Genomic DNA, 25311 nt, shown 5'->3' with positions numbered 1-25311 from the left:
GCGCAGGGCGTCTTTCAGTTCCGGGCTGACTTTATCGCCGAGTTTTTCCTCGATCTTCTCGCCGATCTTGTCACCCGCCATTTTCGCGGCGATCTGGCCGAGGCCTTCCTTGTCGAGACGGCAAGCCTTGGCGCCCAGTTCCAGCGGGCCGCGACACTGCACTGGCCACTCGATTCCGACGTAGCGAGGGTTCACTTCGCAGGCCGGGTCGGGCATTTCGGTTTTGTCGCCTTCGATGATGATGCCTACGCGGTAGTTCATGCCCAGGACACGCAAATCCACATCGCCATTACCGTTGACGGTCAGGCCGGGGATTTGGACCTTGAGGTCCGGGTTGCTGGCTACGCCGTTGCGGAACACCAGATTGCCGTTGAGCTGTTTGAAAGGCGTGTCTTTGCCGCGAGGCTCACCGCTGAGTGTTTTTCGGTTGAGCATCGAGATGCCTTGGCAAAGCTGTTGCTCAAGGTTGGCGTTAACCAGCACGCCGTTGGTGAGCATGAAGCTGGCCGTACCGTTCAGGCTGTCGATCAGGGCTTTTTCGCTGTTGCCCTTGCCGGTCAGATCGCTGTTGAGGGTCAACAAACCTCTGACGGGCGGGTTTTGATCCTGACTTTGCAGGAAACGCTCGACCGGCACCTTGTCGACTCGCGTTTGCAGGCTCAGCAGTGGCACGTCCGGGCGCACATCAAGATTGCCTTTGACGTCGAAATTGCCGCCGTAGAGATCACCGCGCAGGCTGTCGACCTTGACCTCGCCGTTGAGGGCCCGTGTCTTCAGTATGGCGTTCTGGATTTGCAGCTTTTCGATCGTCAGGGCGCCGAAGCTGATGTCGGCGTCTACAGCCAGTTTGCGCATGCGCTCCAGCGGCAGCAGTTTCGCGGTGCTCCAGGCGGCTTTGGTCGGCTGGTCCGGCAGCGGTGTTGTGCCTGCGCCAGCCACGGCAGCGGCCTCGCTGTTCTGCACTTCAGACTTGCGTGCCGCGCTCGCGCCTTTTTTCTCTTCGCTTTCAGCAGGGCGATAGCGATCAGCGTTGAAGGTGTCATTCTTGAGTTGCAGGCGCAGCGCCTGTTTGGCGAAGTCTTCCACGGCGACGCGGCCGGTGAAGGTACTGTCGTCCACTTTCAGATTCAGCTCTTCAAGTGCCACGCTGTTCGGCGTACCGCTGATGCGGGTGATCATTCCAACCTGGCTCAGACTGCCTTCGGCCATGGCCGGGAGTGGATGGCCAACGCTGTCGAGGAAGGTCCGAAGATCGAACGGGGCAACGGACACTGCGCCGCTGATTTGTGGGGTTTTGTCCAGATCGCGGGCGCGGAACTCGCCTAGAGCGCGTAGCTGATTGGCAGACAACTTCATGTTGGTCCATTCAGCGACATTCGCCGCCAGATCAACCAAAAGCTGCCCTTGCGCGGCGAAGGTTACCGTCTTGCCTTGCAACGGCTCGCCCGATGCTTCGCCGGACAATCGCATGTCGCCAAACTGATAACGCTTGAGGGCACGATCCAGACGCAGTTGGCCGACCAGTTCGGTCTTGGCGCGCATCACGGGTTGAGTGGTGCCGAGGAACGCGGTCAGTTTGATCGGGATGTCAGCGCCTTCATGAACGGCACCGGTGCTGAGCTGGATGCTTTCGGCCGTGAACGACTGGCCTTTGCTTGCATCGACGTAATCCACCCGGGCGTTGTTCACGGTGAGGCTGTCGATATCCAGTTTGATCGGCTGGGAAGGCTTGTCCGGTTTGGCTGCCGGAGTCTGTTCGCCATCGGCAGGGGGAGTGGTGGTGGCTACATCGGAGGTAGCCGGTTTGCCAATGTCTTCCCAGTTGCCATGGCCGTTTTCGTCACGGCTCAGGCTCAGGTTCAACCCTTCAACGCGGACATCGCTCATCTGCACCTCGCGGCGCAACAGCGGCAGCACGCGAACGGACAGGCCCAGCATCTGCAAATCGGCAAAGGGCTTGGTCGGGTTGTTCAAGGTGGCGACGCTGGCTTCGTGCAGTTCAAGGCCGAGCCAGGGGAACAGGCTCCAGCCGATATCACCGTTAAGCGTCAGTTCAACATGCGCCTTGTCGCGCGCCAGTTGGCGAATCTCGTCTTTATAGTCGTTGGGATCAAACAGATGGGTCAGGGCAAAGCCGAGAGCCACGATGATCAGCAACAGCCCGAGAACAAAAAGTCCCAGGATTTTGCCGAACGCTTTCATGGGCGAGTCCTTGTATTCGAACGTTTAAAATTTGCCCGCGAGTATAACCTCCTGACGCAGTTGCAGGGCTTTGGATGCCTCAGGCTCTACCCTGTTCAGCTTTTCCGGCTAATAGAGTACGAGCGGCATCTGGAGTTTGGCCGCCAGAGCCTGGACTTCGGGAGGTTCGGCGGTTGCCAGCAAGCGTAGCTCGCAACCGGACTCTCGGGCCGATTTTCGCACCTCGTTGATCAGTTGTTCAGCGAAACCTCTGCGGCGCGTGGGGTTGCGGACGCACAAATGCGACAGCTCCCAAACCACATCATGGCGTTGCAGGCGTGCGGCGGCGACCAGTCGATCATTGAAGCGAGCCACGACCAGCGTAGTTTCCTCAAGGCAGCTTTCGACCAGTTGCACCGCGTCAGCAAAAGGCGTGAACAGCCAGGAGGGTGCGTCCCGGTAAATCTTCTGCAAATCCGCTTGATCCTGATAGGTGGCCGACTGGAGAAACTCAACGACGATAGGCATGAAATGTCCTCTGGCGACGGGCGGCATCGGCGATTGTGCCCTAAATACAAGAGGCAGAGCGCTGGCGTCAAAAAAAGTGATGTCAAAACGCCTTTTTTTAATTGACAGGTGATAATCTCGCGCCGTTCGTTAATCCGGTGCGTCTATTTGTCACGTATTCGGGAACTCTGCCGATAAAACGGTCGTTGCCTGCGTGCACGGAGGCTGTGGGTGGAACGTCGACACCTTGTGAGCATCTTTTCTGGGGATATAACAATGAGTACAAGCACTGCGTTGGGCGGTTCACCCGCACAGCCTGCGTTCTTGTCCAAAGAGCGCATCATCGCCAAGCCGGGTTTCAACCGCTGGCTCGTACCACCTGCGGCATTGGCTATCCACCTGTGCATCGGCATGGCGTATGGCTTCTCCGTGTTCTGGCTGCCGTTGTCCAAGGCAGTTGGCATCAAGGCTCCAGTAGCCTGTGCACCTGATATGAGCTTCTTCGCACAGATTTTCTCGTCTGCCTGCGACTGGCCCATCTCCATGCTGGGCTGGATCTACACCCTGTTTTTCATCTTCTTGGGCTGCTCGGCTGCCATCTGGGGTGGCTGGCTGGAACACGCAGGCCCGCGCAAGGCCGGTGTCGTCTCGGCGCTGTGCTGGTGTGGCGGTCTGCTGATATCTGCGTTGGGGATCTATACCCACCAGATATGGCTGATGTGGGTCGGCTCCGGAGTGATCGGTGGTATCGGTCTCGGGCTGGGTTATATCTCGCCGGTTTCGACCCTGATCAAGTGGTTCCCGGACAAGCGCGGTATGGCTACCGGCATGGCAATCATGGGCTTCGGTGGCGGCGCGATGGTAGGTGCTCCACTGGCCGCAGCGCTGATGAACCATTTTGCTTCGCCTGAGGGCGTGGGCGTCTGGCAGAGCTTCGTGGTGATGGCGGTGATCTACTTCATCTTCATGATCGGTGGCGCACTGTCTTACCGCGTTCCGCCAACCGGCTGGAAGCCAGAAGGCTGGACCGCTCCGGTCAAGAAAGCCAGCAACGCGATGATCACCAACCGTCACGTACACGTAAGCGTGGCCTGGAAAACACCGCAATTCCGTCTGGTATGGCTGGTGCTGTGCCTTAACGTTTCGGCAGGTATCGGTATTCTCGGCATGGCTTCGCCACTGCTGCAGGAAGTGTTCGCCGGTAAGCTGCTGGGCCTCGACCTGGCGTTCAACCAGCTTGACGCTGCTCAGTTGGGCCAGATCGCCGCTATCGCTGCGGGCTTCACCGGTCTGTTGAGCCTGTTCAACATCGGTGGTCGCTTCTTCTGGGCTTCGTTCTCGGACTACCTGGGTCGTAAAAACACTTACTTCGTGTTCTTCGCTCTGGGCTTCCTGCTCTACGCACTGGTGCCAAGCCTGAGCCACATGGGCAGCGTTGCACTGTTCGTCGCCGCGTTCTGCGTGATCCTGTCGATGTACGGCGGTGGTTTCGCAACGGTTCCGGCCTACCTGGCTGACTTGTTCGGTACGCAAATGGTTGGTGCGATCCACGGTCGTCTGCTGACCGCCTGGGCTGCGGCGGGCATCCTCGGTCCGGTTCTGGTCAACTACTTGCGTGAATATCAGCTGAGCCACGGCGTTGCCCGTGCCGACGCTTACGATATGACCTTGTACATCCTGTCCGGTCTGCTGGTGCTGGGCTTCATCTGCAACCTGCTGGTTCGTCCGGTGGCCGACAAGTACTTCATGACTGATGAAGAACTGGCTGTCGAGCAATCCTACGGCATGGACAAAGGCGCGGATCACACCACCGTTCTTGAGTGGAAAGCCGATCCGGGCAGCAAGCCACTGGCTATCGCCGCCTGGCTGGCAGTAGGCATCCCGCTGGCGTGGGGCGTCTGGATCACTCTGCAGAAGACTGCGGTGCTGTTCCACTAAGCCGCTGTAGAGGCTAGCAAACCAAGCCTCAAGTTGGAACGCTGTATTGTGGGAGCGGTGCTTGCCCGCGATAAGGCTGGACGCGATCTAAAGTGAATCGCGTTGACCTCATCGCGGGCAAGCACCGCTCCCACATTTCCCCGATTTATTCGCACCAAAAAGCAGCATCCCTCCGTAATTCGTCGTCTTATCCCATTCCCTTCTTCTGTTTGCTTCATGCCAGCCTGTTCTGGGCCTATAATGCTCGCCTTTTTCGCCCAATGATTTTGCGGAGCTGGTGATGGCCGAACGTAAGGCGTACGTCGAGCGTAATACTCTGGAAACCCAGATCAACGCGTCGATCAACCTGGATGGCACCGGAAAGGCCCGATTCGATATCGGCGTGCCTTTTCTTGAGCACATGCTCGACCAGATCGCCCGTCATGGGCTGATCGATCTGGATATCAACTGCAAAGGCGACCTTGAGATCGACGATCACCATACGGTGGAGGACGTCGGTATCACTCTGGGTCAGGCTTTCAGCAAAGCTATCGGCGACAAGAAAGGCATTCGTCGTTACGGTCACGCCTACGTGCCGCTCGATGAAGCGCTGTCGCGTGTGGTCATCGACTTCTCGGGGCGTCCGGGCCTGCAAATGCATGTGCCGTACACCCGCGCCGTTGTTGGCGGCTTTGATGTGGACTTGTTCCAGGAGTTTTTCCAGGGCTTCGTCAACCACGCCAATGTGACGCTGCACATCGACAACCTGCGTGGTACCAACACTCACCACCAGATTGAAACCGTCTTCAAGGCGTTCGGTCGCGCACTGCGCATGGCGGTTGAGCTGGATGATCGCATGGCCGGGCAAATGCCTTCGACCAAGGGTGTGCTCTGATGCAGACAGTCGCGGTCATTGATTACGGCATGGGCAACCTGCACTCGGTTGCCAAGGCGCTTGAGCATGTGGGCGCTGGCCGGGTGCATATCACCAGCGACGCCAACGTGATTCGTGAAGCCGACCGCGTGGTGTTCCCCGGTGTCGGCGCGATTCGTGACTGCATGGCTGAAATCCGTCGCCTGGGCTTCGACTCGCTGGTGCGTGAAGTCAGCCAGGATCGCCCGTTTCTGGGTATCTGTGTCGGCATGCAGGCGTTGCTCGACAGCAGTGAAGAGAATGGTGGCGTTGACTGCATCGGCATGTTCCCCGGTCAGGTGAAGTTCTTCGGCAAGGATCTGCATGAAGACGGCGCGCATTTGAAAGTGCCGCACATGGGCTGGAACGAGGTGGCGCAGGCGGTGGATCATCCTCTGTGGCACAGCATTCCGGACATGGCGCGTTTCTACTTCGTGCACAGCTTCTACATTGATGCGGCCAATCAGCGTCAGGTTGTCGGTCGCGGTCACTATGGCGTCGACTTTGCCGCGGCGCTGGCTGACGGTTCGCGCTTTGCCGTACAGTTTCACCCGGAGAAGAGCCATACCCATGGCCTGCAGTTGCTGCAGAACTTCGCCGCGTGGGACGGTCGTTGGTAATGGCCCGAGGTAAAAAGCAACCGATCCTGTTGTTGAATCCAGACCAGGAGGCGCTTGCGGTGGACAAGCTCAAGCGGTTGTTTCTGGATCGCTTCGAACTGGAGCTTGGCTCGTTTGAGGTGACCGAAGTGCTTGAGTTTCTGACCACGGAAATCGCCCCTTTGTATTACAACAAAGCGGTTGCCGATGTGCAGGAGGTGCTCCATGACCGATTTGCGAGCATCGAGATTGACCTCTGGGCGCTTGAAAAATAATTAAACATAAGTAGGAACGGCTTTAGCCGCGAGCTGTGTCGCGAGTTGATGGCCCTCGCGGCTAAAGCCGCTCCTACGACGGTTCCGTTAAACGGGCCTTATCAGGACGAAGGAAAAAGCATGCTGATCATCCCCGCTATCGATCTCAAAGACGGTGCCTGTGTGCGTCTGCGCCAGGGCCGGATGGAAGATTCCACTGTGTTCTCCGACGACCCGGTTGCCATGGCTGCCAAATGGGTCGAGGGCGGTTGCCGTCGTCTGCATCTGGTTGACCTGAACGGCGCGTTCGAAGGTCAGCCGGTCAACGGTGACGTGGTCACTGCCATTGCCAAGCGTTATCCGACCCTGCCGATCCAGATCGGTGGCGGTATTCGCTCGCTGGAGACCATCGAGCACTACGTGAAAGCGGGCGTGAGCTACGTGATCATCGGCACCAAAGCCGTTAAAGAACCCGAGTTTGTTGCTGAGGCCTGCCGCGCATTCCCTGGCAAAGTGATCGTCGGCCTGGATGCCAAAGACGGTTTCGTGGCGACTGATGGCTGGGCTGAAGTCAGCACTGTGCAAGTGATCGACCTCGCCAAGCGCTTCGAGGCGGATGGCGTGTCGGCCATCGTTTATACCGACATCGCCAAAGACGGCATGATGCAAGGCTGCAACATCCCGTTCACGGCTGCGCTAGCTGCGGCTACGCGGATCCCGGTCATTGCTTCCGGTGGCATCCACAATCTGGGTGACATCCGTGCCTTGCTGGATGCCAAGGCACCGGGGATCATCGGCGCTATTACCGGCCGGGCGATTTACGAAGGCACGCTGGATGTGGCTGAAGCTCAGGCGCTGTGTGACGGCTACCAGCGCTAAGCTATTTCGGTAGGAGCGAACTTGTTCGCGAGGCGCTCCGTCAGTCTGCATCTATGTAGACTGACGGAACGTCTCGCGAACAAGTTCGCTCCTACCAGGATCCCGGCAGGATAAAAATCGGAGATAACCCCATGGCCCTGGCCAAACGCATCATCCCTTGCCTGGACGTCGACAACGGTCGTGTGGTCAAGGGCGTCAAGTTCGAGAACATCCGTGACGCTGGCGACCCCGTTGAAATTGCGCGTCTGTACGATGAGCAGGGCGCTGACGAAATCACCTTTCTGGACATCACTGCCAGCGTTGATGGCCGCGACACCACGTTGCATACCGTGGAGCGCATGGCCAGCCAGGTGTTTATCCCGCTGACCGTCGGCGGTGGCGTGCGCACCGTGCAAGACATTCGCAACCTGCTCAATGCCGGTGCCGACAAGGTGTCGATCAACACTGCTGCGGTGTTCAATCCCGAGTTCGTTGCCGAGGCTGCTCAGCATTTCGGTTCGCAATGCATCGTCGTTGCCATTGATGCCAAGAAGGTTTCGCTGCCAGGTGAAACCCCGCGCTGGGAAATCTTCACCCACGGCGGCCGTAAGCCAACAGGTCTGGACGCTGTTCTTTGGGCCAAGAAGATGGAAGACCTGGGCGCGGGCGAAATCCTGTTGACCAGCATGGATCAGGACGGCATGAAGAACGGTTTCGATCTGGGTGTAACCCGAGCAATCAGTGACGCTCTGGGTATCCCGGTCATCGCCTCGGGTGGTGTCGGCAACCTTCAGCATCTGGCAGACGGCGTTATTGAAGGCCACGCCAGCGCCGTATTGGCGGCGAGCATTTTCCATTTCGGCGAATACACCGTGCCGGAAGCCAAAGCCTACATGGCCGCGCGCGGGATTGTGGTTCGCTAGAATTCACTTCCCCACACTGTAGGAGTGAGCTTGCTCGCGATAGCGGTAGATCGGTTGAGAAATTATCGTCTGACCTGACGCTATCGCGAGCAAGCTCACTCCTACAGTTCATGTCGCCTCTAAGCTTAATCTCGCTTATGTGGGCAATGCGCCATGTGTGCTGGACAAGCGCTTTTGAGCGCTGCACTCTGTCTGCCGTCAGCGTATGGAGAGCGCCAATGTTCAAATCTCGTTTTATTGCCCTAACGGCCTTCAGCGCTTTGGTTTTCAGCGCCACTGAGGCTGCAATGGCCGATGACGCCATTGAGGCACCGGGACGCGACTCCATTGTGCTGATGACCGAAAATCTGCCGCCTTACAACATGGCAATTGACGGCAAAAATTTCGCTCAGGAAAGCAACATTGAAGGCATCGCCGCGCAAGTGGTGCGCGAGACATTCAAGCGCGCAGGAATCAGCTACAGCATGACGTTGCGCTTCCCTTGGGAGCGTATCTACAAGCTGGCCCTGGAAAAACCTGGTTATGCGGTGTTTTCAACAGCGCGTTTGCCTGAGCGGGAAAAGCTTTTCAAGTGGGTTGGGCCAGTGGGTTCCTACGACTGGATACTGCTCGCCCGTGGCGACAGCCCTATCAAACTGACCAGTCTGGAGCAGGCCAAGGCTTATCGGATCGGTGCTTACAAAGGTGATGCCATCGGCGAGCGGCTTCTGGCCCAGGGACTGAATCCCATCCTGTTGCTGCGCGATCAGGACAACGCCAAAAAACTCGTCAACGGCCAGATTGACCTATGGGCGGCGGGCGATCCGACTGGACCTTATCTGGCCAGAATAGAAGGCGTCACCGGCCTCAAGACCGTGCTGCGGTTCAACCACGCTGATCTGTACCTTGCGCTCAACAAGGCGACGCCCGATGACGTGGTGAACAAGTTACAGGCGTCGCTGGACCAGCTACGGGCGGAAGGGGTTGTGGATAAGATTCTGTCCCAATATCGCTGATACCCAAACCAGGCGCCGCTCCCAGGCTGACCTTGATCTCAAGCTCATGATTGACCCGGTCGATCCCGCTGGTATTGCGCTTCCAGGCAAACACAGCATTTCCTGCACGGCTTAGCCAGCTTCAGATTTCATCTTCTCCAAAACATCCTCCCGCACCGCGGATGGTTGATCCGCATGGTCATAGGCATAGGTGCAGATTTTCACCGGCAGTTGATTGGGCTTTACATAGAGTGTGCGCCACGCCCCCCTGTACCCACCCGGATCATCGCAGGCTGTGGTCTGAGCGGGGCCGAATTTGAAGGTTTGTCTGCTGACCAAACTTGGATCGTAATCCCATTTGATGATGTACCTGCCAGAGCGCTGAGTGAACTGCACCTGAGCGGGGCTGGGCGGGCCTGCCGCCTGAAGCTCTGTGGCGAATGTCAACGCATTGCGCATCAGTCCGGGAGACGGGCGTTCATCGCCTGATTCGATGCCCAGCAAGCACAGCATATGGGTGCCGGTTTGCGGACCGATTTGGTCGATTACTCGGGCGTTTGTGGCTTCAATCGCGTGGCTGTAGTCATTCGGGTTCTCGCATTCAATGGCCTCGCGCACAGTTTTAAAGCGATAGAACGGTTTATCGATGCTGAACGCGACATTCCAGTCGGGGTAGATTTCCTTGCCGTCTGGGGCAAGTCTGACCTTGGTGTAACGGAGAATATGGCCGACAGGCTCGACTGAGAACGTGGGGAAGAGCGGGCAGATCTCCGGATCGGTGCTGAGCTGGCCTGCAACGAAGCAGGGGCGCAGGTAACTGATGGGGTTGCCGAAGTTGCCTCCGGACGGAGTCACGGTGTTGATGACGGCAAATACCCGATTGTTGTCGCGAGTCAGGGCAGGGCTGCCGGAACTTCCCTCTTTGAGATCCTTGCACTGGTTTTTCACCGTATGGCGCCAGACCCACGGTTGTACGATAAGCGCCCCGGATGGCTGATGAGTGCAAGCGGCCGATCGCAGATAAGGGTTCTGGAATGCCAGAGGTGCGCCGACGATGAGGATGTTCGTGTCAGCTTGCGGAGTTTTCTCGGCTATCTGCAAGGGCTCGATTCCGGCTGCGATCAGGGACTCAAGCGAGGCTTGCAGCTCCACAATCGCCAGATCCACGCCTTGCATGCTGCTCCAGTTGACCCGCTTGAGAGGATAGCGCTGTTGATGCTCGACCGTATCGGCAAAGTAGTTGAACGTGACAGTTCCGGTCACCTGATGGTCAGTGATAATCACGCCGTTATTCTTTCTATACAGGCAATGGCCACTGGTGAGCACATAGGCTGGCGCAGAGGCCTCGTTATTGACTGAACGAGTGTCGATCAACGTCGCAGTGCAAGACCGGCCAGTGTCGCTCTCAATCCGTCCGATGCCTCTCCAGTGATCATTTTGACCCTTCTGGTTGGCCAGGACTCTGGAGGGCGACAGGTTTTCCAGCCCGTCGCCGAAGTCTTTGGTGTGCGCGCCAGCAGCCCAGAAGCACACGGCGAATGCGCAACCGGTAAGCGCGGAGAATTTTGTTTTCATGACTGTCCTTGCGTTGAAACCCCGACATGGGGAAGTCAGCGCATGTAGCCAGTAACGCGATGGGGAGGTGCGTTAACTATTGACCTGATACGTCAGTGGCTTTATCGCGAGCAAGGACACGTTTTTCAGCCTTACCACAAAGATCTGCAGGAGCGACCGGGCGAGCCACCGCAAGGGAGCGATGATGTCCGCCTGAAACAGCGCCTCGCGAACAAGTTCGCTCCTACCGTACTTGGTGAACCCGATCTTTACCGATAAATCCCGTTTTTGCCGTGCGCGGCCGTCGCCTGATTGCCCCGCACGCTGATCATCTGACGCAGGTCGATCCACTCAATGCCCTGCGCCTTCAGATGCGGGAGCTCGCGTTCAAGCACGTCGAGCGTGACAGGGTAAGGATGACCAATCATCACGGCTGAACCCTGTTTGCGAGCCAGTTCAATGGCGATTTTCAATTGCCGGGTAATGGCCTCAGACGTGCGTTCATCATCAAGAAATACATCCCGTGACACGCTGGCTAATCCGATCTTTTGCGCCTCGGCTGCCGCAACGGTTTTCGCGCTGGTACGGCTGTCGACAAAAACCAGATGGCGACGCTGAAGCTCGGCCATCAACCATGCCATGGCAACCGGCTCGGCGGTCATGCGGCTGCCCATGTGGTTGTTGATGCCAGCGGCGTAGGGGACCTTAAGCAGCGCAGCGTTCAGTCTGCTTTCCAGCTCGGTAAGGGGGAGTTCTGGATGCCAGGCATACGGGCCGGTCGCCGGGTCCATGGGCATGTGCAGAATGACGATCTTGCCAGCACGATGCCCCTGACGAGCAAACTCGGTGGCGTGAGGTGTATCCGGCATGATCGCCAGCGTCACGGGGCCGGGGAGGGCAAGCACGCGCTGATCCCGGGCCGGATTCTGGCCCAGGTCATCAATGATCAGTGTGAGGAAGGCAGGTTTGCTGGCCTGGGTAGCTGGCGCCGCGTGAGCAACGCCAGTGAGTACGCAAAATGCGGCCAGCAACCAATGGGACAGGAACACACGCATCGTTTAATTGCCGCGTGTGATACTCAGGCCCTTGAGCAGGCTTAGAGCCTGGCTGAGCTGGAAGTCATCATCCTGCGGACGTGCCTTGGCTGCGCCGCCTTTGACCGTTGGTTTGTCCGCGCCGCCGTTGCCGTTGCCCAGGTGACCGAGCAGATCGGCTTCCTTGTACGCTTCGCCGTCAGCTTCGTTGGTGACCTTGGCGCGACGCACCACGATATCCGGGTTGATGCCCTGAGCCTGAATGGAGCGACCGTTAGGCGTGTAATACAACGCCGTCGTGATCTTCAAGGCGCGGTCATTGTTCAGCGGCAACACGGTTTGCACCGAACCTTTACCGAAACTGTCAGTGCCCATCAGGATGCCGCGTTTCTGGTCCTGCAAGGCACCGGCGACGATTTCTGAAGCTGAAGCACTGCCGCCGTTGATCAGCACCACCAGCGGTACGCCTTCACTGGCATCGGCCGGATCAGCCGAGAAGCGCAGTTCGGAGTTGGCAATACGGCCTTTCGTGTAAACGATCAGGCCCTTGGTCAGGAAGTGGTCAGCCACTTCAACCGCCGACTGCAATACGCCGCCAGGGTTGTTACGCAGGTCAAGAATCAACCCGCTCATTTTCTTGCCGTTGTCTTTGCGGAACTTGGCCAGCGCTTTGCCGACCTCGTCACCGGTTTTCACCTGGAACTGGGTAATGCGGATATAGCCGTAGCCGTTCTCCAGCATCTGTGCCTTGACGCTCTTGACCTGAATGGTCGCGCGGGCCAATGTCACGTCGAACGGGTTACCGCCATCGCGAACAAGTGTCAGAGTGATCTTCTCGCCGATCTTGCCGCGCATCTTGTCGACCGCTTCCTGCATGGTCTGACCTTGCGTCGGTGCGCCGTTGATCTTGACGATCAAATCACCGGCCTCGATGCCTGCCTTGGATGCCGGGGTGTCGTCGATAGGGGAGACGACTTTCACGAAACCATCTTCGACGCCGACTTCGATGCCCAGTCCGCCGAACTCGCCGCTGGTGCTTTCCTGCAGCTCCTGAAAGTCTTCAGGGCCCAGATAGGCCGAATGCGGGTCGAGGTTGCTGAGCATTCCTTTGATGGCGTTCTCCAGCAGCGTCTTGTCGTCCACCGGTTCGACATAAGCGGCTTTGACCCGGTCCATGACCTCGGCGAAGGTGCGCAGCTCGTCGAGCGGCAGCGGCGCTTTGGCGGTGTTCGCAGCAGCCGGGGTGGTGGCTGGCGCAGCTTTGACTTCTGCAGCCTGAGCCAGTGGAGCGCCGATAACGACGGCAATAGCCAGGGCCAGCGAGGTGAGGCGGGACAGATACGGCATGTCTAACGAACTCCTGAAGGTGGAACCGACTTATCCTTGAGTGCGGCACCATTGGGCCGGATCACTAGGGCGACCCTGCTGACGAATAGCGAAATACAACGCCGGTGTGTCCTGTCCACCACTGTTGCCTACAGTGGAGATGGCTTCACCGGCTTTGACAATGTCGCCGGCTGCCTTGAGCAATGTCTGATTGTGACCATACAGACTCAAATAACCGTTGCCATGGTCGAGAATGACCAGAAGCCCGGCGCCGCGCAACCAGTCTGCGAAGACCACCCGACCGCCGTGTACAGCATGAACCTGACTGCCCGCCGAAGCGCTGATCATCACGCCGTCCCAGGTGGAACGAGCGTCATCACCGCGGGCTTCACCGAAGCGTGCAAGTAATCGACCATCAACAGGCCAGGGAAGTTTGCCCTTGACTGCAGAGAAAGCTCCGCCGTATGAAGCGCCAGCACTGGAAACCATGGCGCCAGGCGCTTTGGCCGGACGTTTTGGTGCATCATCGCTGTCGGTTCTGCTGCTGCTCTTGCTACTGCTGTTGGCTTGCGCCTGGGCTTCGCGCTGACGTTTTTCTTCAGCCTCACGTTCAGCGACCAATGCTCTCTGTCTGGCTTCTTCAGCCTCTTTGGCCTGACGCGCCAGCGTTTCCTCAATGGTTTTCAGAACCTTGCCCAGCTCGGCTTGTTCCTGCTGCCGCGCTTGCAGCTTCTGATCTCGCGACTTGTAGTCCTGATTAAGCTTGGCCAGCGCCGTCTGGCGTTCCTGGCGAACCTTGTCGAGTTCTTCGTGCTGAGTTTCCAGCGAGCTTTTCTGAACCAGCAGTTGCGCCTGTTGCAGGTCGATATCTTTTTCAACGCCCGCGAGCTGGCGCAGTGTTTCATTGAAGGTACGCAACTGAGTCAGGCGCGCCTGACTCATGTAATCGTAGTAGGTCAGCGTCCGGGCGAATTTTTCCGGATGTTGTTGATTGAGCAGCAACTTCAGGTACTCCTGACGGCCGCTTTGATACGCAGCCCGTGCCTGAATGGCGATCAGCCGTTGTTGCTCAACGCGTGCGCTCTGGAGTTTGCTTTTTTCCTGGTTGAGCCGATTGAGCTCGGCTTCGGTCTTTTTTAGTTCCTTTTGCAGGACCTCGACCTGCTTTTCCAGCTTACCCATCTCGGTTTCAGTACCGCGCAGGTCCTTCTGGACGCCGGCTTTCTCTTTCTGCAAGTCGCCCAGAGCCTTTTGCAGCTCGGTGACATCCTGACGCGCTGCGTCAATCTGTTTCTGGGTGAGCGCCCGCTGATCGTCGGCAAACGCCGGATTGAGCAGGCAGATCAAAGCAAGGGTGATCAAGGCGCGAAGCATGAGGGTGGGCGATACCGAGGAATTGTGAAAAAAAGTGTCAGGCTTAGTATGCCCGCCACACGCTGCAAAAAAAACGCCTCGTATGAGGCCAGACAGATAAAAAGCCGGCATGTGGCTAGGCGACATGCCGGTGTGGAGCGTTTTTACGCGTCAACAAGGATCGAATGGCCGGTCATTTCTTCCGGCTTTTCCAGACCCATGAGTTTCAGCATGGTGGGTGCGACATCGGCCAGCACTCCGCCTTCACGCACTTTCAGATTGCGCTTGCCTATATAAACGAAAGGCACTGGCTCGGAAGTATGTGCGGTGTGCGCTTGCCCGGTATGGTCATCGGTCATTTGCTCGACGTTGCCATGGTCAGCGGTCAGCAGCGCTTCGCCGCCAACTTTTTCCAGCGCATCGGTGATGCGCCCGACGCAGACGTCCAGACATTCAACGGCCTTGACTGCCGCTTCCATAATGCCGCTATGGCCGACCATGTCGCCGTTGGCATAGTTGACGATAATCACGTCATAACGCTGGTGTTCGATGGCATCGACGATTTTGTCGGTGACTTCCGGCGCGCTCATTTCTGGCTGCAGGTCGTAGGTCGCGACTTTTGGCGACGGGATCAGGATGCGCTCTTCGCCCGGGAACTCTTCTTCGCGGCCACCCGAGAAGAAGAAGGTTACGTGAGCATATTTTTCGGTTTCAGCGATACGCAGTTGGGTCTTGCCGTTGGCGGCCAGGTATTCACCCAGCACGTTTTTCAGGCTGCCAGCCGCAAACGCGGACGGCGCAGGAATGCTCGCTGCGTATTGAGTCAACATCACATAGTTGACCTTAGGCTGGCGGGCGCGCTCGAAGTCCGTGAAGTCGTCTTCGACGAATACCCGGGTGATTTCTCGGGCACGGTCGGCACGGAAGTTCATGAACACCACAGCGTCGCCGTCTTCCACGGTGACCTTGTCACCAATGCTTGTGGCTTTGACGAACTCATCGTTTTCGCCACGCTCGTAGGCGGCTTCAAGACCGGCCACGCTGCTCGCCGCATGAAATTCCGAGGCACCGTCAACGATCAGGTTGTAGGCCGCGGCTACACGGTCCCAGCGGTTGTCGCGGTCCATGGCGAAGTAGCGCCCGATGATGCTGGCGATCCGGCCTTTGCCCAGGCGGGCGAAAGTGGCGTCCAGCAGCTCAAGGGATTTTTGCGCGCTGCGTGGTGGCGTATCGCGACCGTCGAGGAAGGCATGCAGATAGATTTTCTCTGCGCCACGCTGGGCGGCCAGTTCTGCCATGGCCACCAGATGATCCTGATGGCTGTGAACGCCACCATCCGACAGCAGGCCGAGAATGTGCACGGCCTTACCCGCACCAACAGCTTTATCTACCGCGCTACAGATAGTCGGGTTCTGGAAGAACTCGCCATCACGAATGGCTTTGGTGACGCGGGTGAAATCCTGATAAACCACGCGCCCGGCACCCAGGTTCATGTGGCCGACTTCGGAGTTGCCCATCTGACCGTCCGGCAGACCGACATCCATACCCGAACCTGAGATCAGGCCGTTTGGCATCGTCTTGTACAGGCGGTCCATAACCGGCATTTTGGCTGCCAGGATGGCGTTGCCCTCATGGCTCTCGCTGTGTCCGAAGCCGTCCAGAATGATCAGGACCAAAGGTTTTGGCGTGGTAGTCATAGATCCCACTCGTGCTAAAAAAGTAAGTTGGAGTACAGACCGGCATTTTAGGGGCTGTTGATCTGCAATTGCGAGCCGCGATACCGGAGTTATCGGTTCTGGCGCGATGTCATGTGGGCTTGATCGACCTCATTGTCTGACGGGCTTTGGCCGACCTTGGCTGCTGTGTATACTGGCCGACATTTTAACGCCCTGGAACCTACTGATGCTTCAGCACCTGCTTGCTTTTGCTACCAACCACTATTTGATCACTGGCGCTTTCATCATTTTGCTGGGGATGCTGATCGCCTACGAATTGAGCAAGGGCGGTCGCAGCCTGAGCACAGGTGAGCTGACCGCGCTGGTCAACAAGGATCAGGCCGTGATCATCGATATCCGCTCCACCAAGGATTACGCCGCGGGCCACATCGTGGGAGCGTTGAACTTCCCGAACGACAAGGTCCTGACCCGCACCAGCGAGCTGGAAAAGTACAAGGCCAAGACCCTGATCATCGTCGACGCCATGGGCCAGCAGGCTGGCTCCGTCGCACGCGAACTGCTCAAATCGGGCTTTACGGCTGCCAAGCTGTCCGGCGGTGTATCCACATGGCGTGCAGATAACCTGCCTTTGGTGAAGTGATATGGCTGAAGTCATCGTCTATTCCAGCGATTATTGCCCTTACTGCACTCGCGCCAAGCAGTTGTTGCAGAACAAGCATGTGGCTTTCGAAGAGATCAGAGTCGATGGCAAGCCGCAAGTTCGCGCCGAAATGGTGAAAAAATCCGGCCGCACTTCCGTCCCGCAGATATGGATCGGTACGACCCACGTAGGCGGATGCGATGATCTTTTTGCCCTGGAGCGCGCAGGCAAGCTTGATGAGCTGCTCTGACTCCAACCCCCTTTCCAGAACTTAAATGCTAAAAGGACCCGAGATGACTGACCAACCGACCAACGGCACCGCTACCAACGAAGAAGATGCACCGCAATTCTCGCTGCAGCGCATCTATGTTCGCGACCTGTCGTTCGAAGCGCCAAAAAGCCCTGCGATCTTCCGTCAGGAATGGACCCCTACCGTCAGCCTCGACCTGAACACTCGTCAGAAGCCGCTGGAAGGTGATTTCTACGAAGTGGTTCTGACCTTGTCGGTTACCGTTAACAACGGTGACGAAGTGGCTTTCATCGTTGAAGTCCAGCAAGCCGGTATCTTCCTGATCAAAGGCCTGGATCAAGGTTCGATGAGCCATACGCTGGGTGCTTTCTGCCCGAACATCCTGTTCCCGTATGCGCGCGAAACCATCGACAGCCTGGTCGTCCGCGGCTCGTTCCCGGCGCTGATGCTGTCCCCGGTGAACTTCGATGCTCTGTACGCGCAAGAACTGCAACGCATGCAAGCTGCTGGCGAAACACCTACTGTTCAGTAAGTGTTGTAGCCGGACCCAAAAAAGCGCCTTTTGAGGCGCTTTTTTGTGGGTGTTGGGTGATGAGGCTTCTATGGGCCTGGGCGTTGTCTCTGTATCTGTAGGAGCTGCCGAAGGCTGCGATGGCGGTATATCAGGATAAACGCTTCGCAGCCTTCGGCAGCCCCTACGAAAGCTACGCGTCGTCAGGCAAATCCCAACTGCCGCCACCCTTCATACACCGCCACGGCGACCGTGTTGGACAGGTTCAGGCTCCGACAACCCTCGCGCATCGGCAAACGCAGGCGCTGATCGCCGGGAAGGGCGTCGAGTATATCAGCGGGCAGGCCGCGACTTTCCGGGCCGAACAGGAAGGCGTCGCCCTCCTGAAAGCTGGCGTCGTGGAAGGGGCGTGAGCCTTTTGTGGTAAAAGCGAACAGCCGCGGATGACCGATGCTTTCCAGGCAACTGGCCAGGTCGGGATGGGTCTGCAAAGTGGCGAACTCGTGATAATCGAGTCCGGCGCGGCGCAGGCGCTTGTCATCCAGTTCGAAGCCTAAGGGCTCGATCAAATGCAGGGTGCTGCCGGTATTGGCGCACAGCCTGATGACGTTGCCGGTATTCGGCGGAATTTCTGGTTGAAAAAGGATGACGTGAAACATGCACGGCTCCGAGCTGAAGAATGGGGAGCATTCTACCCCCGAAGAGGACCCGCGGCCGAAGCTATGGCCAAAGGTTCTGGGTTCGCTGGCAATTGTCGGGCTGTTGGTCGGCTTGATGATCGGGCGTCTTACCGAGCCGACTCCGCTGGAATTGCTGCAGATCGAGGAGCAGCAGACCGGGCTGGCACTGTGGTTCAACCGTGAACCCGAGGTTATGCCTGAGCATGTGGACGGAACGTTTGCCATGCGCTTTACGGCCAAAGGTCAGCCGTGGAGGGGGCAATTGAAGGTTAACGGGAAGGACGTGCGCTGGAAGCTGGAGCGGGACAAGAAGGATTTGCTGCTGACTCTGCTGGCGGCCCGTCCTCTGCACGGCGACTTGCGCGGTGCGGAGCTGGACGGGCGCTGGAGACTGGAGGTCAGTCTCCGAGAGGAATAAAAGAGGGGAATCCCCGGCCTGCCTGTACCAAGGTCCCCAAAACTGGTGATACGTAACCTATTGCAGGCGTCGTGCCAGTTTTTGAAATTTCTGCTTTCAAAAATATTCACCAGCGCTTCCTGGGAGGCCAAAGCCCCTGCTTGTGGGGCTTTCAGGGTGTTTCATTCATTTATCAGAATCGTGTTCAGCGCTCATTCAGCCAGGCTGGAATGAATAGGCGCGTGTTTTGCTGCGCGCGAAAATCGCATCGTTATGGTGCAAGTTCTGCCAGCCATGCACGCTTTTAACGATTCGCCGTTAGTGCCGCCACGACAACGACTTTCCAGTTTTGTTCGCGGCGAGCGTGCTCACCCCCTCCTGAATACCCCCCCAAACTGTCCGACAGAGGGGCTTTAAACAGCCGTTTCAAATATTTTTTGATACAGATTTCAGATGGCTGGAAGCAAGTGGTGACAACTGTAACAATTGGTGCTGTACCCTCTGCGCCTCAATGACTACGGGGCTTTGAGTGTTTTCGGAGCGGTTTTGGGTGGGCTGATTTCTAAAGGCAGGCGGTTTGCTTTTCGCTTTCCATTCGACCAGTCAGAATGATCTGACGAATGGCAGTGAAATATTATTTAGGAATTAGTGAAACAGCTCGATACACTCAAGGACGGATGGATCCGACAGAGTGTGTGGCATATAACCGACAGGTCTTAAAAGCTCAGCAATAATTCTTTTTCGATTTGTTAAATGTTCACTACCCTGCGACCACCGTGACCGGTGGGTCATTGGTCTTGAGGCGCTGGTTAACCATTGGCTTCGGTCGGGTTTGGCGCTAACCGTAAATTTTTGGGTCAGAGCGTCCCAGGGCCTCGGCACCAGAAATTATAAAAAATTAAGATTCACGAGGAGCGATTCATGAAGAAGTCCACTCTGGCCATGGCTGTAGCCTTCGGCGTTATGGCTCAGCAGGCCGGTGCAGCAGGTTTTATTGAAGACAGCAAAGCGTCCGTTAGTTCGCGGACCCTGTATTTTGATGGTGATGCTCGCGAAGGTACTGATTCTGCAGCCAACCGTACCCGTAACAAAGAAACGGCAACCGGCCTGAAATTTGACTACCTGTCGGGTTTCACCCAAGGCACTGTTGGGTTTGGTCTGGACGCTCAGGCTATGGTTGGTGTCCATCTTGACGGCGGTCGCGGTCAACACGCTGCTAATGGTGCCATCACCCCGACTGACAGTGATGGTTCTTCTGTAAATGAGTGGACCCGCTTCGGTGCTAACGCCAAGGCTCGCTTCTCCAAAACCGAACTTCGCCTAGGTAATGCCTTGGCTCCAAACCTGCCAATCCTGGTTTCCAACGATGGTCGTTTGCTGCCTGCAGCGTTTCAAGGCGGCATCGTGACCTCCAAAGAATTGGATGGCGTTACTCTGACTGCCGGTCAGTTGAACAAAGGCATCGGTCGTGCTTCTAGCAACTGGACGGAGTTGTCCATGGCTGGTGGTACGGATACATCCGACCACTTCCGCTTTGCCGGTGGTGACTGGAAAGTTACCAAAGACCTGACCTTGCAGTACTACTACGCCAACTTGGAAGACTTCTACAAGCAGCATTTCCTGGGTCTGGTACACGTCCTGCCTCTGGGTGAAGACCAGTCCTTCAAGACTGACCTGCGTTACTTCAACAGTAGCTCCGACGGCAAGAACGGCGATGTTGGCTACCGCTTCAACAACAACAACGGTTATGCCAAAAATCCTAATGAAGTTGACAACTCCACTTGGTCGGCAATGTTCACCTACGCTTTGGGCGGCCACGCGATCATGGTCGGTCACCAACAAGTGGGTGACGACGGTGGTATGGCCTATTTGGGTCAAGGCAACGTAACCAAAAACGGTGCCTCTACCGGTGCCAACGAAGGTAACGGCGGTTCCAGCTTCTACCTCTTCACTGACTCTATGGTTAACGGCTTCAACCGTGCAGGCGAGAACACCACTTTCGGTCAGTACTCGTATGACTTCGCTCGTGCCGGCGTGCCTGGTCTGAAGGCAGCGATTGCTTACCTGCATGCTGATGACATCAAAGGGCGTCAGGGCACCGTTAACGAAGGTCGCGAGTTCTCCGAGTGGGAACGTGATATGCGTGTCGACTACGTGATCCAGAGCGGTCCGTTGAAAGGTTTTGGTACTACAGTTCGTCACGGTAGCTATCGTGGTGATGCTGATCTGCTGAACTCTACCAACCAAGACCAAACCCGTGTGATCTTCAACTACACCTACGCTTTCAAATAAGCCTGGTCAGTTGAAAAGGAACCCCGCTTCGGCGGGGTTCTTTTTGCCTGAAATTTGATATCTCCAAACGCTATATTCAAATCGTTATCTATTCTTTTTAATTTCTAGCGAAGGCGCGCAAAGTGGCTTCAATGAATTAGCAAACATCACAACAAGGAGCCACATCCATGAGCTTGCGACTTGGCGATATCGCCCCTGATTTTGAGCAGGACTCCAGCGAAGGTCGTATCCGGTTTCACGAATGGCTGGGTAACAGCTGGGGCGTGTTGTTCTCCCACCCCGCTGACTTCACCCCGGTTTGCACCACCGAATTGGGCTTTACCGCCAAGCTCAAGGACGAGTTTGCCAAACGCGGCGTGAAAGCTATTGCGCTTTCGGTAGACCCGGTCGATTCCCACGTGAAGTGGATCGACGATATCAACGAAACCCAGAACACCCGAGTCAATTTCCCGATCCTGGCCGATGCGGATCGCAAGGTGTCCGAGCTGTACGATCTGATCCACCCCAACGCCAGTGAAACCCTGACCGTACGTTCCCTCTTCGTAATCGATCCGAACAAGAAGGTGCGTCTGACGATCACCTACCCAGCCAGTACCGGGCGTAACTTCAACGAAATTCTGCGGGTCATCGACTCCTTGCAACTCACCGATAACCACAAAGTCGCCACGCCCGCTAACTGGGTCGACGGTGATGAAGTGGTGATCGTGCCTTCGCTCAAGGATGAAGACGAGATCAAGCAACGCTTTCCTAAAGGCTACAGAGCCGTCAAACCGTACCTGCGTCTGACGCCACAGCCTAATCGCTGAATCACCCTTCCACGACAGATGGGTTTACTTGGGCCGATTAGTCGGCCCTTTTTTATGCCTGAAATAACACAAGCACCAGTTGGAGCGAGGCTTGCCCGCGAACCGGCCACCTCGGTTTTTTCAGATGCACCGCTTAATCGTTCTTCGCGGGCAAGTCGGATTGCCGCCCACTCGCTCCAACAGGATTTCACATATATGCATTTAAAGAATAACCAAATGAAAAAATAAGATTTATGGATATAAAAAATCACTGATATGGTCAGTGCAATTCAACAAAACCCTCACACCTTACTCGTCCGCCAACGGGCCAGCAGGTGCCACTGAATTAGCAAAGGAGCGCGCCATGCGCACAGCTATTTTGCGTCAAGGTTTGGTCGCTCTGTTTGCCGCAGCGGTCGCCTTCGGCGCCGTAACCCAGGCTCAGGCCGAGACCTTGCGTATCGGTTATCAAAAGTACGGCACGCTGGTGCTGCTCAAAGCCAAAGGCTCCCTTGAAAAGCGCCTCGCCGAGCAGGGCGTGCAAGTGCAATGGACCGAGTTCCCTGGTGGTCCACAGTTGCTTGAAGGTCTGAACGTCGGCTCCATTGATTTTGGTGTGACGGGCGAAACGCCGCCGGTGTTTGCCCAGGCCGCGGGTGCTGATCTGGTGTATGTCGCTTACGAGCCGCCTGCGCCGACCAGCGAAGCGATTCTGGTACCCAAGGACTCACCCATCACTTCTGTTAAAGAACTCAAAGGCAAGAAAGTCGTCCTCAACAAAGGCTCCAACGTGCATTACCTGTTGGTAAAAGCCCTTGAAGATGCTGGCCTGAAATACACCGATATCCAGACCGTTTTCCTGCCGCCAGCCGATGCCCGCGCGGCATTCGAGCGTGGCAGCGTTGATGCCTGGGTTATCTGGGATCCCTACCAGTCAGCTGCAGAGCAGCAACTGCAAGCGAAAACCCTGCGAGATGGCACCGGGATTGTGGATAACCACCAGTTCTATCTGGCGACCAAGCCTTATGCCCAGAAAAACCCGAAAGTCGTTCAAGCGCTGATTGAAGAGGTTCGCGCGGTAGGGGAGTGGTCCAAGGCTCACCCCGAAGAGGTGACCAAACAGGTCGCGCCGTTGCTCGGTCTGCCTGCGGATATCACCCTGACTTCGGTCAAACGCCAAGGCTATGGAGCGCTGTTCCTGACGCCGCAAGTGGTCGCCTCGCAGCAAAAAATCGCTGATACGTTTTATCAGCTCAAGTTGATTCCAAAGCCGCTGAACATTGCGGATGTGGTCTGGACGCCGCCCGCCGCTGTCGCGAAAGCGCCGTAATCAGCCGGACCCTGAGGAGACAACTCCATGAGCACTAGTGCTTCGCAACGAACAATCCAGCGCCTCGCGCCTTGGGCTCTGCCGATTCTGCTGCTGGCTATCTGGCAGCTGTCGGTGAGCGCTGGCTGGCTGTCCACCCGCATTCTGCCTGCGCCGAGCGCGGTCATAGAGGCGGGCGTCAATCTGGTTTCCAGTGGTGAAATCTGGACCCATCTGGCAATCAGCGGCTGGCGTGCTGGTGTCGGTTTCGCCATCGGTGGCGGCATCGGCCTGGCACTGGGTTTTATCACCGGCCTGTCTAAATGGGGCGAACGCCTGCTGGACAGCTCGGTACAGATGATCCGCAACATCCCTCATCTGGCGCTGATCCCGCTGGTGATCCTGTGGTTCGGCATCGACGAAACCGCCAAGGTTTTTCTGGTCGCGCTGGGCACCTTGTTCCCGATTTACCTGAATACCTATCACGGGATTCGCAACATTGATCCGGCGCTGGTGGAGATGTCCCGTAGCTATGGTTTGTCCGGCTTCGGTCTGTTCCGGCACGTGATTCTGCCGGGGGCGATGCCTTCGATTCTGGTCGGCGTGCGCTTCGCGCTGGGCTTCATGTGGTTGACGCTGATCGTCGCTGAAACCATTTCTGCCAGCTCCGGTATCGGCTATCTGGCAATGAACGCCCGGGAATTCCTGCAAACCGACGTGGTGGTGCTGGCCATCGTGCTGTACGCAATATTGGGCAAGCTGGCCGACCTGGCCGCGCGTGGTCTGGAGCGTGTTTGCCTGCGCTGGCATCCGGCCTATCAAGTGACTAAAGGCGGTGCCGCATGAGCAGCTTGAAACAGCAACAGCCCGCGCACCTGCTGCGCGGCATCCCTCTGGCGGTGCAACAGCTGAAGAAAGCCTTTGGCAGCCGTGAAGTGTTGAAGAACATCGACCTGCACATTCCGGCCGGGCAATTCGTTGCCGTGGTCGGTCGCAGCGGCTGTGGCAAAAGTACGCTGCTGCGTTTGCTGGCCGGCCTGGACAAGCCTACCGCCGGGCAACTTCTCGCTGGCTCTGGAAAGCTGGCAGATGCCCGCGAAGATACCCGGTTGATGTTCCAGGAAGCACGTCTGCTGCCGTGGAAAAAGATCATCGACAACGTTGGCCTCGGTCTCAGCGGTGACTGGCGCGGTAGAGCGCTTGAAGCTCTTGAGGCGGTGGGCCTGGCCGAACGAGCCGAGGAATGGCCTGCTGCATTGTCCGGTGGTCAAAAGCAGCGTGTGGCGCTGGCCCGTGCGTTGATTCATCAGCCGCGCTTGCTGTTGCTCGATGAGCCACTGGGCGCGCTGGATGCCTTGACCCGCATCGAGATGCAGCAACTGATTGAAAACCTCTGGCGCAAACATGGCTTCACCGTGTTGTTGGTGACCCATGACGTCAGCGAAGCGGTAGCGATTGCGGACCGCGTGATTCTTATCGAGGAAGGGCGTATCGGCCTGGACTTGCTGGTTGATCTCCCGCGTCCACGTGCCCGCGGCTCGCATCGCCTGGCCAATCTGGAAGCGCAAGTACTCGAGCGAGTGCTGTCGCTGCCCGGCTCGCCGCCTGAACCTGATCCCATTTCACCGCTGCCCACGCAACTGCGTTGGGCCAATTAACCGACCGTTAGCAATCCATCCCACACAGGAAGATCATCATGACTATTAAAGCCATCAACGTTCGTAACCAGTTCAAAGGCACCATCAAGGAAATCGTCGAAGGCGACGTACTGTCGGAAATCGACGTACAAACTGCTTCAGGTATCGTGACTTCGGTGATCACCACTCGCTCGGTAAAAGAGCTGGAGCTAGTGGTTGGCAGTGAAGTGATCGCGTTCGTGAAGTCCACCGAGGTTTCCATCGCCAAGCTGTAATCTGTGGGCAAAAACAACCCCGGACGGTGATGACCCTCCGGGGTTTTTTGTGTCCGACGGTGCCACTGACGCCGCTATATCGCACTTCAAACATCAACCCTGGAGCTCACTTGTTGCCAAGAGGGCCTGATGCGGTTCGTCAGGCACGCCACCTCGCGAACAAGTTCGCTCCTACCGCTGCATTGCGCAGGCTTAACGCTTCTGAAGGTAGGAGGCAAATTGGTGCCGAGAGGGCCTGATGCAGTTCTTCAGGCACGCCACCTCGCGAACAAGTTCGCTCCTACCGCTGCATTGCGCAGGCTTAACGCTTTCGAAGGTAGGAGGCAACTTGTTGCCGAGAGGGCCTGATGCAGTTCGTCAGGCACGCCACCTCGCGAACAAGTTCGCTCCTACCGCTGCATTGCGCAGGCTTAATGCTTTCGAAGGTAGGAGGCAACTTGTTGCCGAGAGGGCCTGATGCAGTTCT

25 protein-coding genes are annotated in these 25311 nt (G+C 57.1%); 17 read left to right on the top strand and 8 right to left on the bottom strand.

Features of this window, described 5'->3' with window-relative positions; genetic code table 11:
• Positions 1-2202: AsmA family protein (locus tag H8S59_RS17055; protein WP_187522198.1), on the bottom strand; the 2202-nt coding region annotated here is incomplete at its 3' end.
• Positions 2203-2310: 108 nt separating this feature from the next.
• A complete protein-coding gene (locus tag H8S59_RS17050) occupies positions 2311-2709 on the bottom strand; it encodes an acetyl-CoA sensor PanZ family protein (protein ID WP_187522197.1) in 399 nt (132 codons plus the stop codon).
• A gap of 255 nt (positions 2710-2964) precedes the next feature.
• Between H8S59_RS17050 and H8S59_RS17045 the strand changes: the two genes are divergently transcribed.
• From H8S59_RS17045 to H8S59_RS17015, 7 genes are all read left to right on the top strand, one after another.
• Positions 2965-4626 (top strand): OFA family MFS transporter, encoded by a 1662-nt coding sequence (locus tag H8S59_RS17045; RefSeq protein WP_095092670.1) that lies wholly within the window; start codon positions 2965-2967, stop codon positions 4624-4626.
• Positions 4627-4906: 280 nt separating this feature from the next.
• On the top strand, positions 4907-5500 hold the full coding sequence (gene hisB / locus H8S59_RS17040) for an imidazoleglycerol-phosphate dehydratase HisB (RefSeq protein ID WP_027898918.1): 594 nt from the start codon (positions 4907-4909) through the stop codon (positions 5498-5500).
• Positions 5500-6138 carry an imidazole glycerol phosphate synthase subunit HisH gene (gene hisH / locus H8S59_RS17035; protein WP_027898919.1) on the top strand — a complete coding sequence of 213 codons (639 nt, stop codon included), beginning with the start codon at positions 5500-5502 and terminating at the stop codon, positions 6136-6138. The genes hisB and hisH overlap by 1 nt, the downstream gene beginning before the upstream one ends.
• Entirely contained in the window at positions 6138-6392 is a 255-nt protein-coding gene (locus H8S59_RS17030; protein ID WP_095092668.1) for a DUF2164 domain-containing protein, read from the top strand. The genes hisH and H8S59_RS17030 overlap by 1 nt, the downstream gene beginning before the upstream one ends.
• 120 nt (positions 6393-6512) lie before the next feature.
• Positions 6513-7250: a 1-(5-phosphoribosyl)-5-[(5-phosphoribosylamino)methylideneamino]imidazole-4-carboxamide isomerase gene (hisA, locus tag H8S59_RS17025; RefSeq protein WP_095092666.1), complete on the top strand. Its 738-nt coding sequence runs from the start codon at positions 6513-6515 to the stop codon at positions 7248-7250.
• Between the two features lie 131 nt (positions 7251-7381).
• A complete protein-coding gene (gene hisF / locus H8S59_RS17020; RefSeq protein ID WP_087265831.1) occupies positions 7382-8152 on the top strand; it encodes an imidazole glycerol phosphate synthase subunit HisF in 771 nt (256 codons plus the stop codon).
• A 287-nt stretch (positions 8153-8439) separates the two neighbouring features.
• Complete coding sequence (locus H8S59_RS17015) at positions 8440-9147, top strand: substrate-binding periplasmic protein (RefSeq protein ID WP_246475392.1); 708 nt, start codon at positions 8440-8442, stop codon at positions 9145-9147.
• 111 nt (positions 9148-9258) lie between these two features.
• Here the strand turns inward: H8S59_RS17015 and H8S59_RS17010 are convergent, their stop codons facing one another.
• From H8S59_RS17010 to gpmI, 5 genes are all read right to left on the bottom strand, one after another.
• The gene (locus H8S59_RS17010) at positions 9259-10701 is read right to left on the bottom strand and encodes a trypsin-like serine peptidase (protein ID WP_187522196.1); all 1443 of its coding nucleotides are present in this window, start codon (positions 10699-10701) and stop codon (positions 9259-9261) included.
• A gap of 248 nt (positions 10702-10949) precedes the next feature.
• Positions 10950-11735, bottom strand: coding sequence for a divergent polysaccharide deacetylase family protein (locus H8S59_RS17005; RefSeq protein WP_187522195.1), 786 nt, complete (start codon positions 11733-11735; stop codon positions 10950-10952).
• Positions 11736-11738: 3 nt separating this feature from the next.
• Positions 11739-13061 carry a S41 family peptidase gene (locus H8S59_RS17000; RefSeq protein WP_095092658.1) on the bottom strand — a complete coding sequence of 441 codons (1323 nt, stop codon included), beginning with the start codon at positions 13059-13061 and terminating at the stop codon, positions 11739-11741.
• A 30-nt stretch (positions 13062-13091) separates the two neighbouring features.
• The gene (locus H8S59_RS16995; RefSeq protein ID WP_099267903.1) at positions 13092-14414 is read right to left on the bottom strand and encodes a murein hydrolase activator EnvC family protein; all 1323 of its coding nucleotides are present in this window, start codon (positions 14412-14414) and stop codon (positions 13092-13094) included.
• 143 nt (positions 14415-14557) lie between these two features.
• On the bottom strand, positions 14558-16090 hold the full coding sequence (gene gpmI, locus H8S59_RS16990; RefSeq protein ID WP_187522194.1) for a 2,3-bisphosphoglycerate-independent phosphoglycerate mutase: 1533 nt from the start codon (positions 16088-16090) through the stop codon (positions 14558-14560).
• 205 nt (positions 16091-16295) lie between these two features.
• Between gpmI and H8S59_RS16985 the strand changes: the two genes are divergently transcribed.
• The 3 genes from H8S59_RS16985 to secB are packed head-to-tail and all read left to right on the top strand — an operon-like array spanning position 16296 to position 17491.
• Positions 16296-16709 carry a rhodanese-like domain-containing protein gene (locus H8S59_RS16985; protein WP_187522193.1) on the top strand — a complete coding sequence of 138 codons (414 nt, stop codon included), beginning with the start codon at positions 16296-16298 and terminating at the stop codon, positions 16707-16709.
• 1 nt (position 16710) lies between these two features.
• A complete protein-coding gene (grxC, locus tag H8S59_RS16980; RefSeq protein ID WP_027898929.1) occupies positions 16711-16959 on the top strand; it encodes a glutaredoxin 3 in 249 nt (82 codons plus the stop codon).
• 43 nt (positions 16960-17002) lie between these two features.
• On the top strand, positions 17003-17491 hold the full coding sequence (secB, locus tag H8S59_RS16975; protein ID WP_027898930.1) for a protein-export chaperone SecB: 489 nt from the start codon (positions 17003-17005) through the stop codon (positions 17489-17491).
• 182 nt (positions 17492-17673) lie between these two features.
• Here the strand turns inward: secB and trmL are convergent, their stop codons facing one another.
• On the bottom strand, positions 17674-18129 hold the full coding sequence (gene trmL, locus H8S59_RS16970) for a tRNA (uridine(34)/cytosine(34)/5-carboxymethylaminomethyluridine(34)-2'-O)-methyltransferase TrmL (RefSeq protein WP_187522192.1): 456 nt from the start codon (positions 18127-18129) through the stop codon (positions 17674-17676).
• On the opposite strand from trmL, the gene H8S59_RS16965 reads away from it, so the two are divergent.
• The 7 genes from H8S59_RS16965 (at position 18128) to H8S59_RS16935 (ending at position 24845) form a co-directional block, all read left to right on the top strand.
• The gene (locus tag H8S59_RS16965) at positions 18128-18568 is read left to right on the top strand and encodes a hypothetical protein (RefSeq protein WP_095092650.1); all 441 of its coding nucleotides are present in this window, start codon (positions 18128-18130) and stop codon (positions 18566-18568) included. The two genes, trmL and H8S59_RS16965, sit on opposite strands and share 2 nt — an antisense overlap.
• Positions 18569-19468: 900 nt before the next feature.
• Positions 19469-20839 (top strand): OprD family porin, encoded by a 1371-nt coding sequence (locus H8S59_RS16960; protein ID WP_187522191.1) that lies wholly within the window; start codon positions 19469-19471, stop codon positions 20837-20839.
• Positions 20840-21006: 167 nt separating this feature from the next.
• Complete coding sequence (locus H8S59_RS16955) at positions 21007-21645, top strand: peroxiredoxin (protein ID WP_187522190.1); 639 nt, start codon at positions 21007-21009, stop codon at positions 21643-21645.
• Between the two features lie 343 nt (positions 21646-21988).
• Positions 21989-22954: a sulfonate ABC transporter substrate-binding protein gene (locus H8S59_RS16950; RefSeq protein ID WP_187522189.1), complete on the top strand. Its 966-nt coding sequence runs from the start codon at positions 21989-21991 to the stop codon at positions 22952-22954.
• 27 nt (positions 22955-22981) lie between these two features.
• Positions 22982-23779 (top strand): aliphatic sulfonate ABC transporter permease SsuC, encoded by a 798-nt coding sequence (gene ssuC / locus H8S59_RS16945; RefSeq protein WP_187522188.1) that lies wholly within the window; start codon positions 22982-22984, stop codon positions 23777-23779.
• Positions 23776-24591 carry an aliphatic sulfonates ABC transporter ATP-binding protein gene (ssuB, locus tag H8S59_RS16940; RefSeq protein WP_187522187.1) on the top strand — a complete coding sequence of 272 codons (816 nt, stop codon included), beginning with the start codon at positions 23776-23778 and terminating at the stop codon, positions 24589-24591. The genes ssuC and ssuB overlap by 4 nt, the downstream gene beginning before the upstream one ends.
• 38 nt (positions 24592-24629) lie before the next feature.
• On the top strand, positions 24630-24845 hold the full coding sequence (locus H8S59_RS16935; RefSeq protein WP_020291765.1) for a TOBE domain-containing protein: 216 nt from the start codon (positions 24630-24632) through the stop codon (positions 24843-24845).
• The last annotated feature ends 466 nt before the right edge of the window (positions 24846-25311 follow it).

The sequence above is a fragment of the Pseudomonas folii genome (assembly GCF_014357575.1).
Lineage (GTDB): Bacteria > Pseudomonadota > Gammaproteobacteria > Pseudomonadales > Pseudomonadaceae > Aquipseudomonas > Aquipseudomonas folii.
The sequence above is the reverse complement of the archived record's forward strand: the minus strand, read 5'-3'. Positions and strand labels throughout refer to the sequence as shown.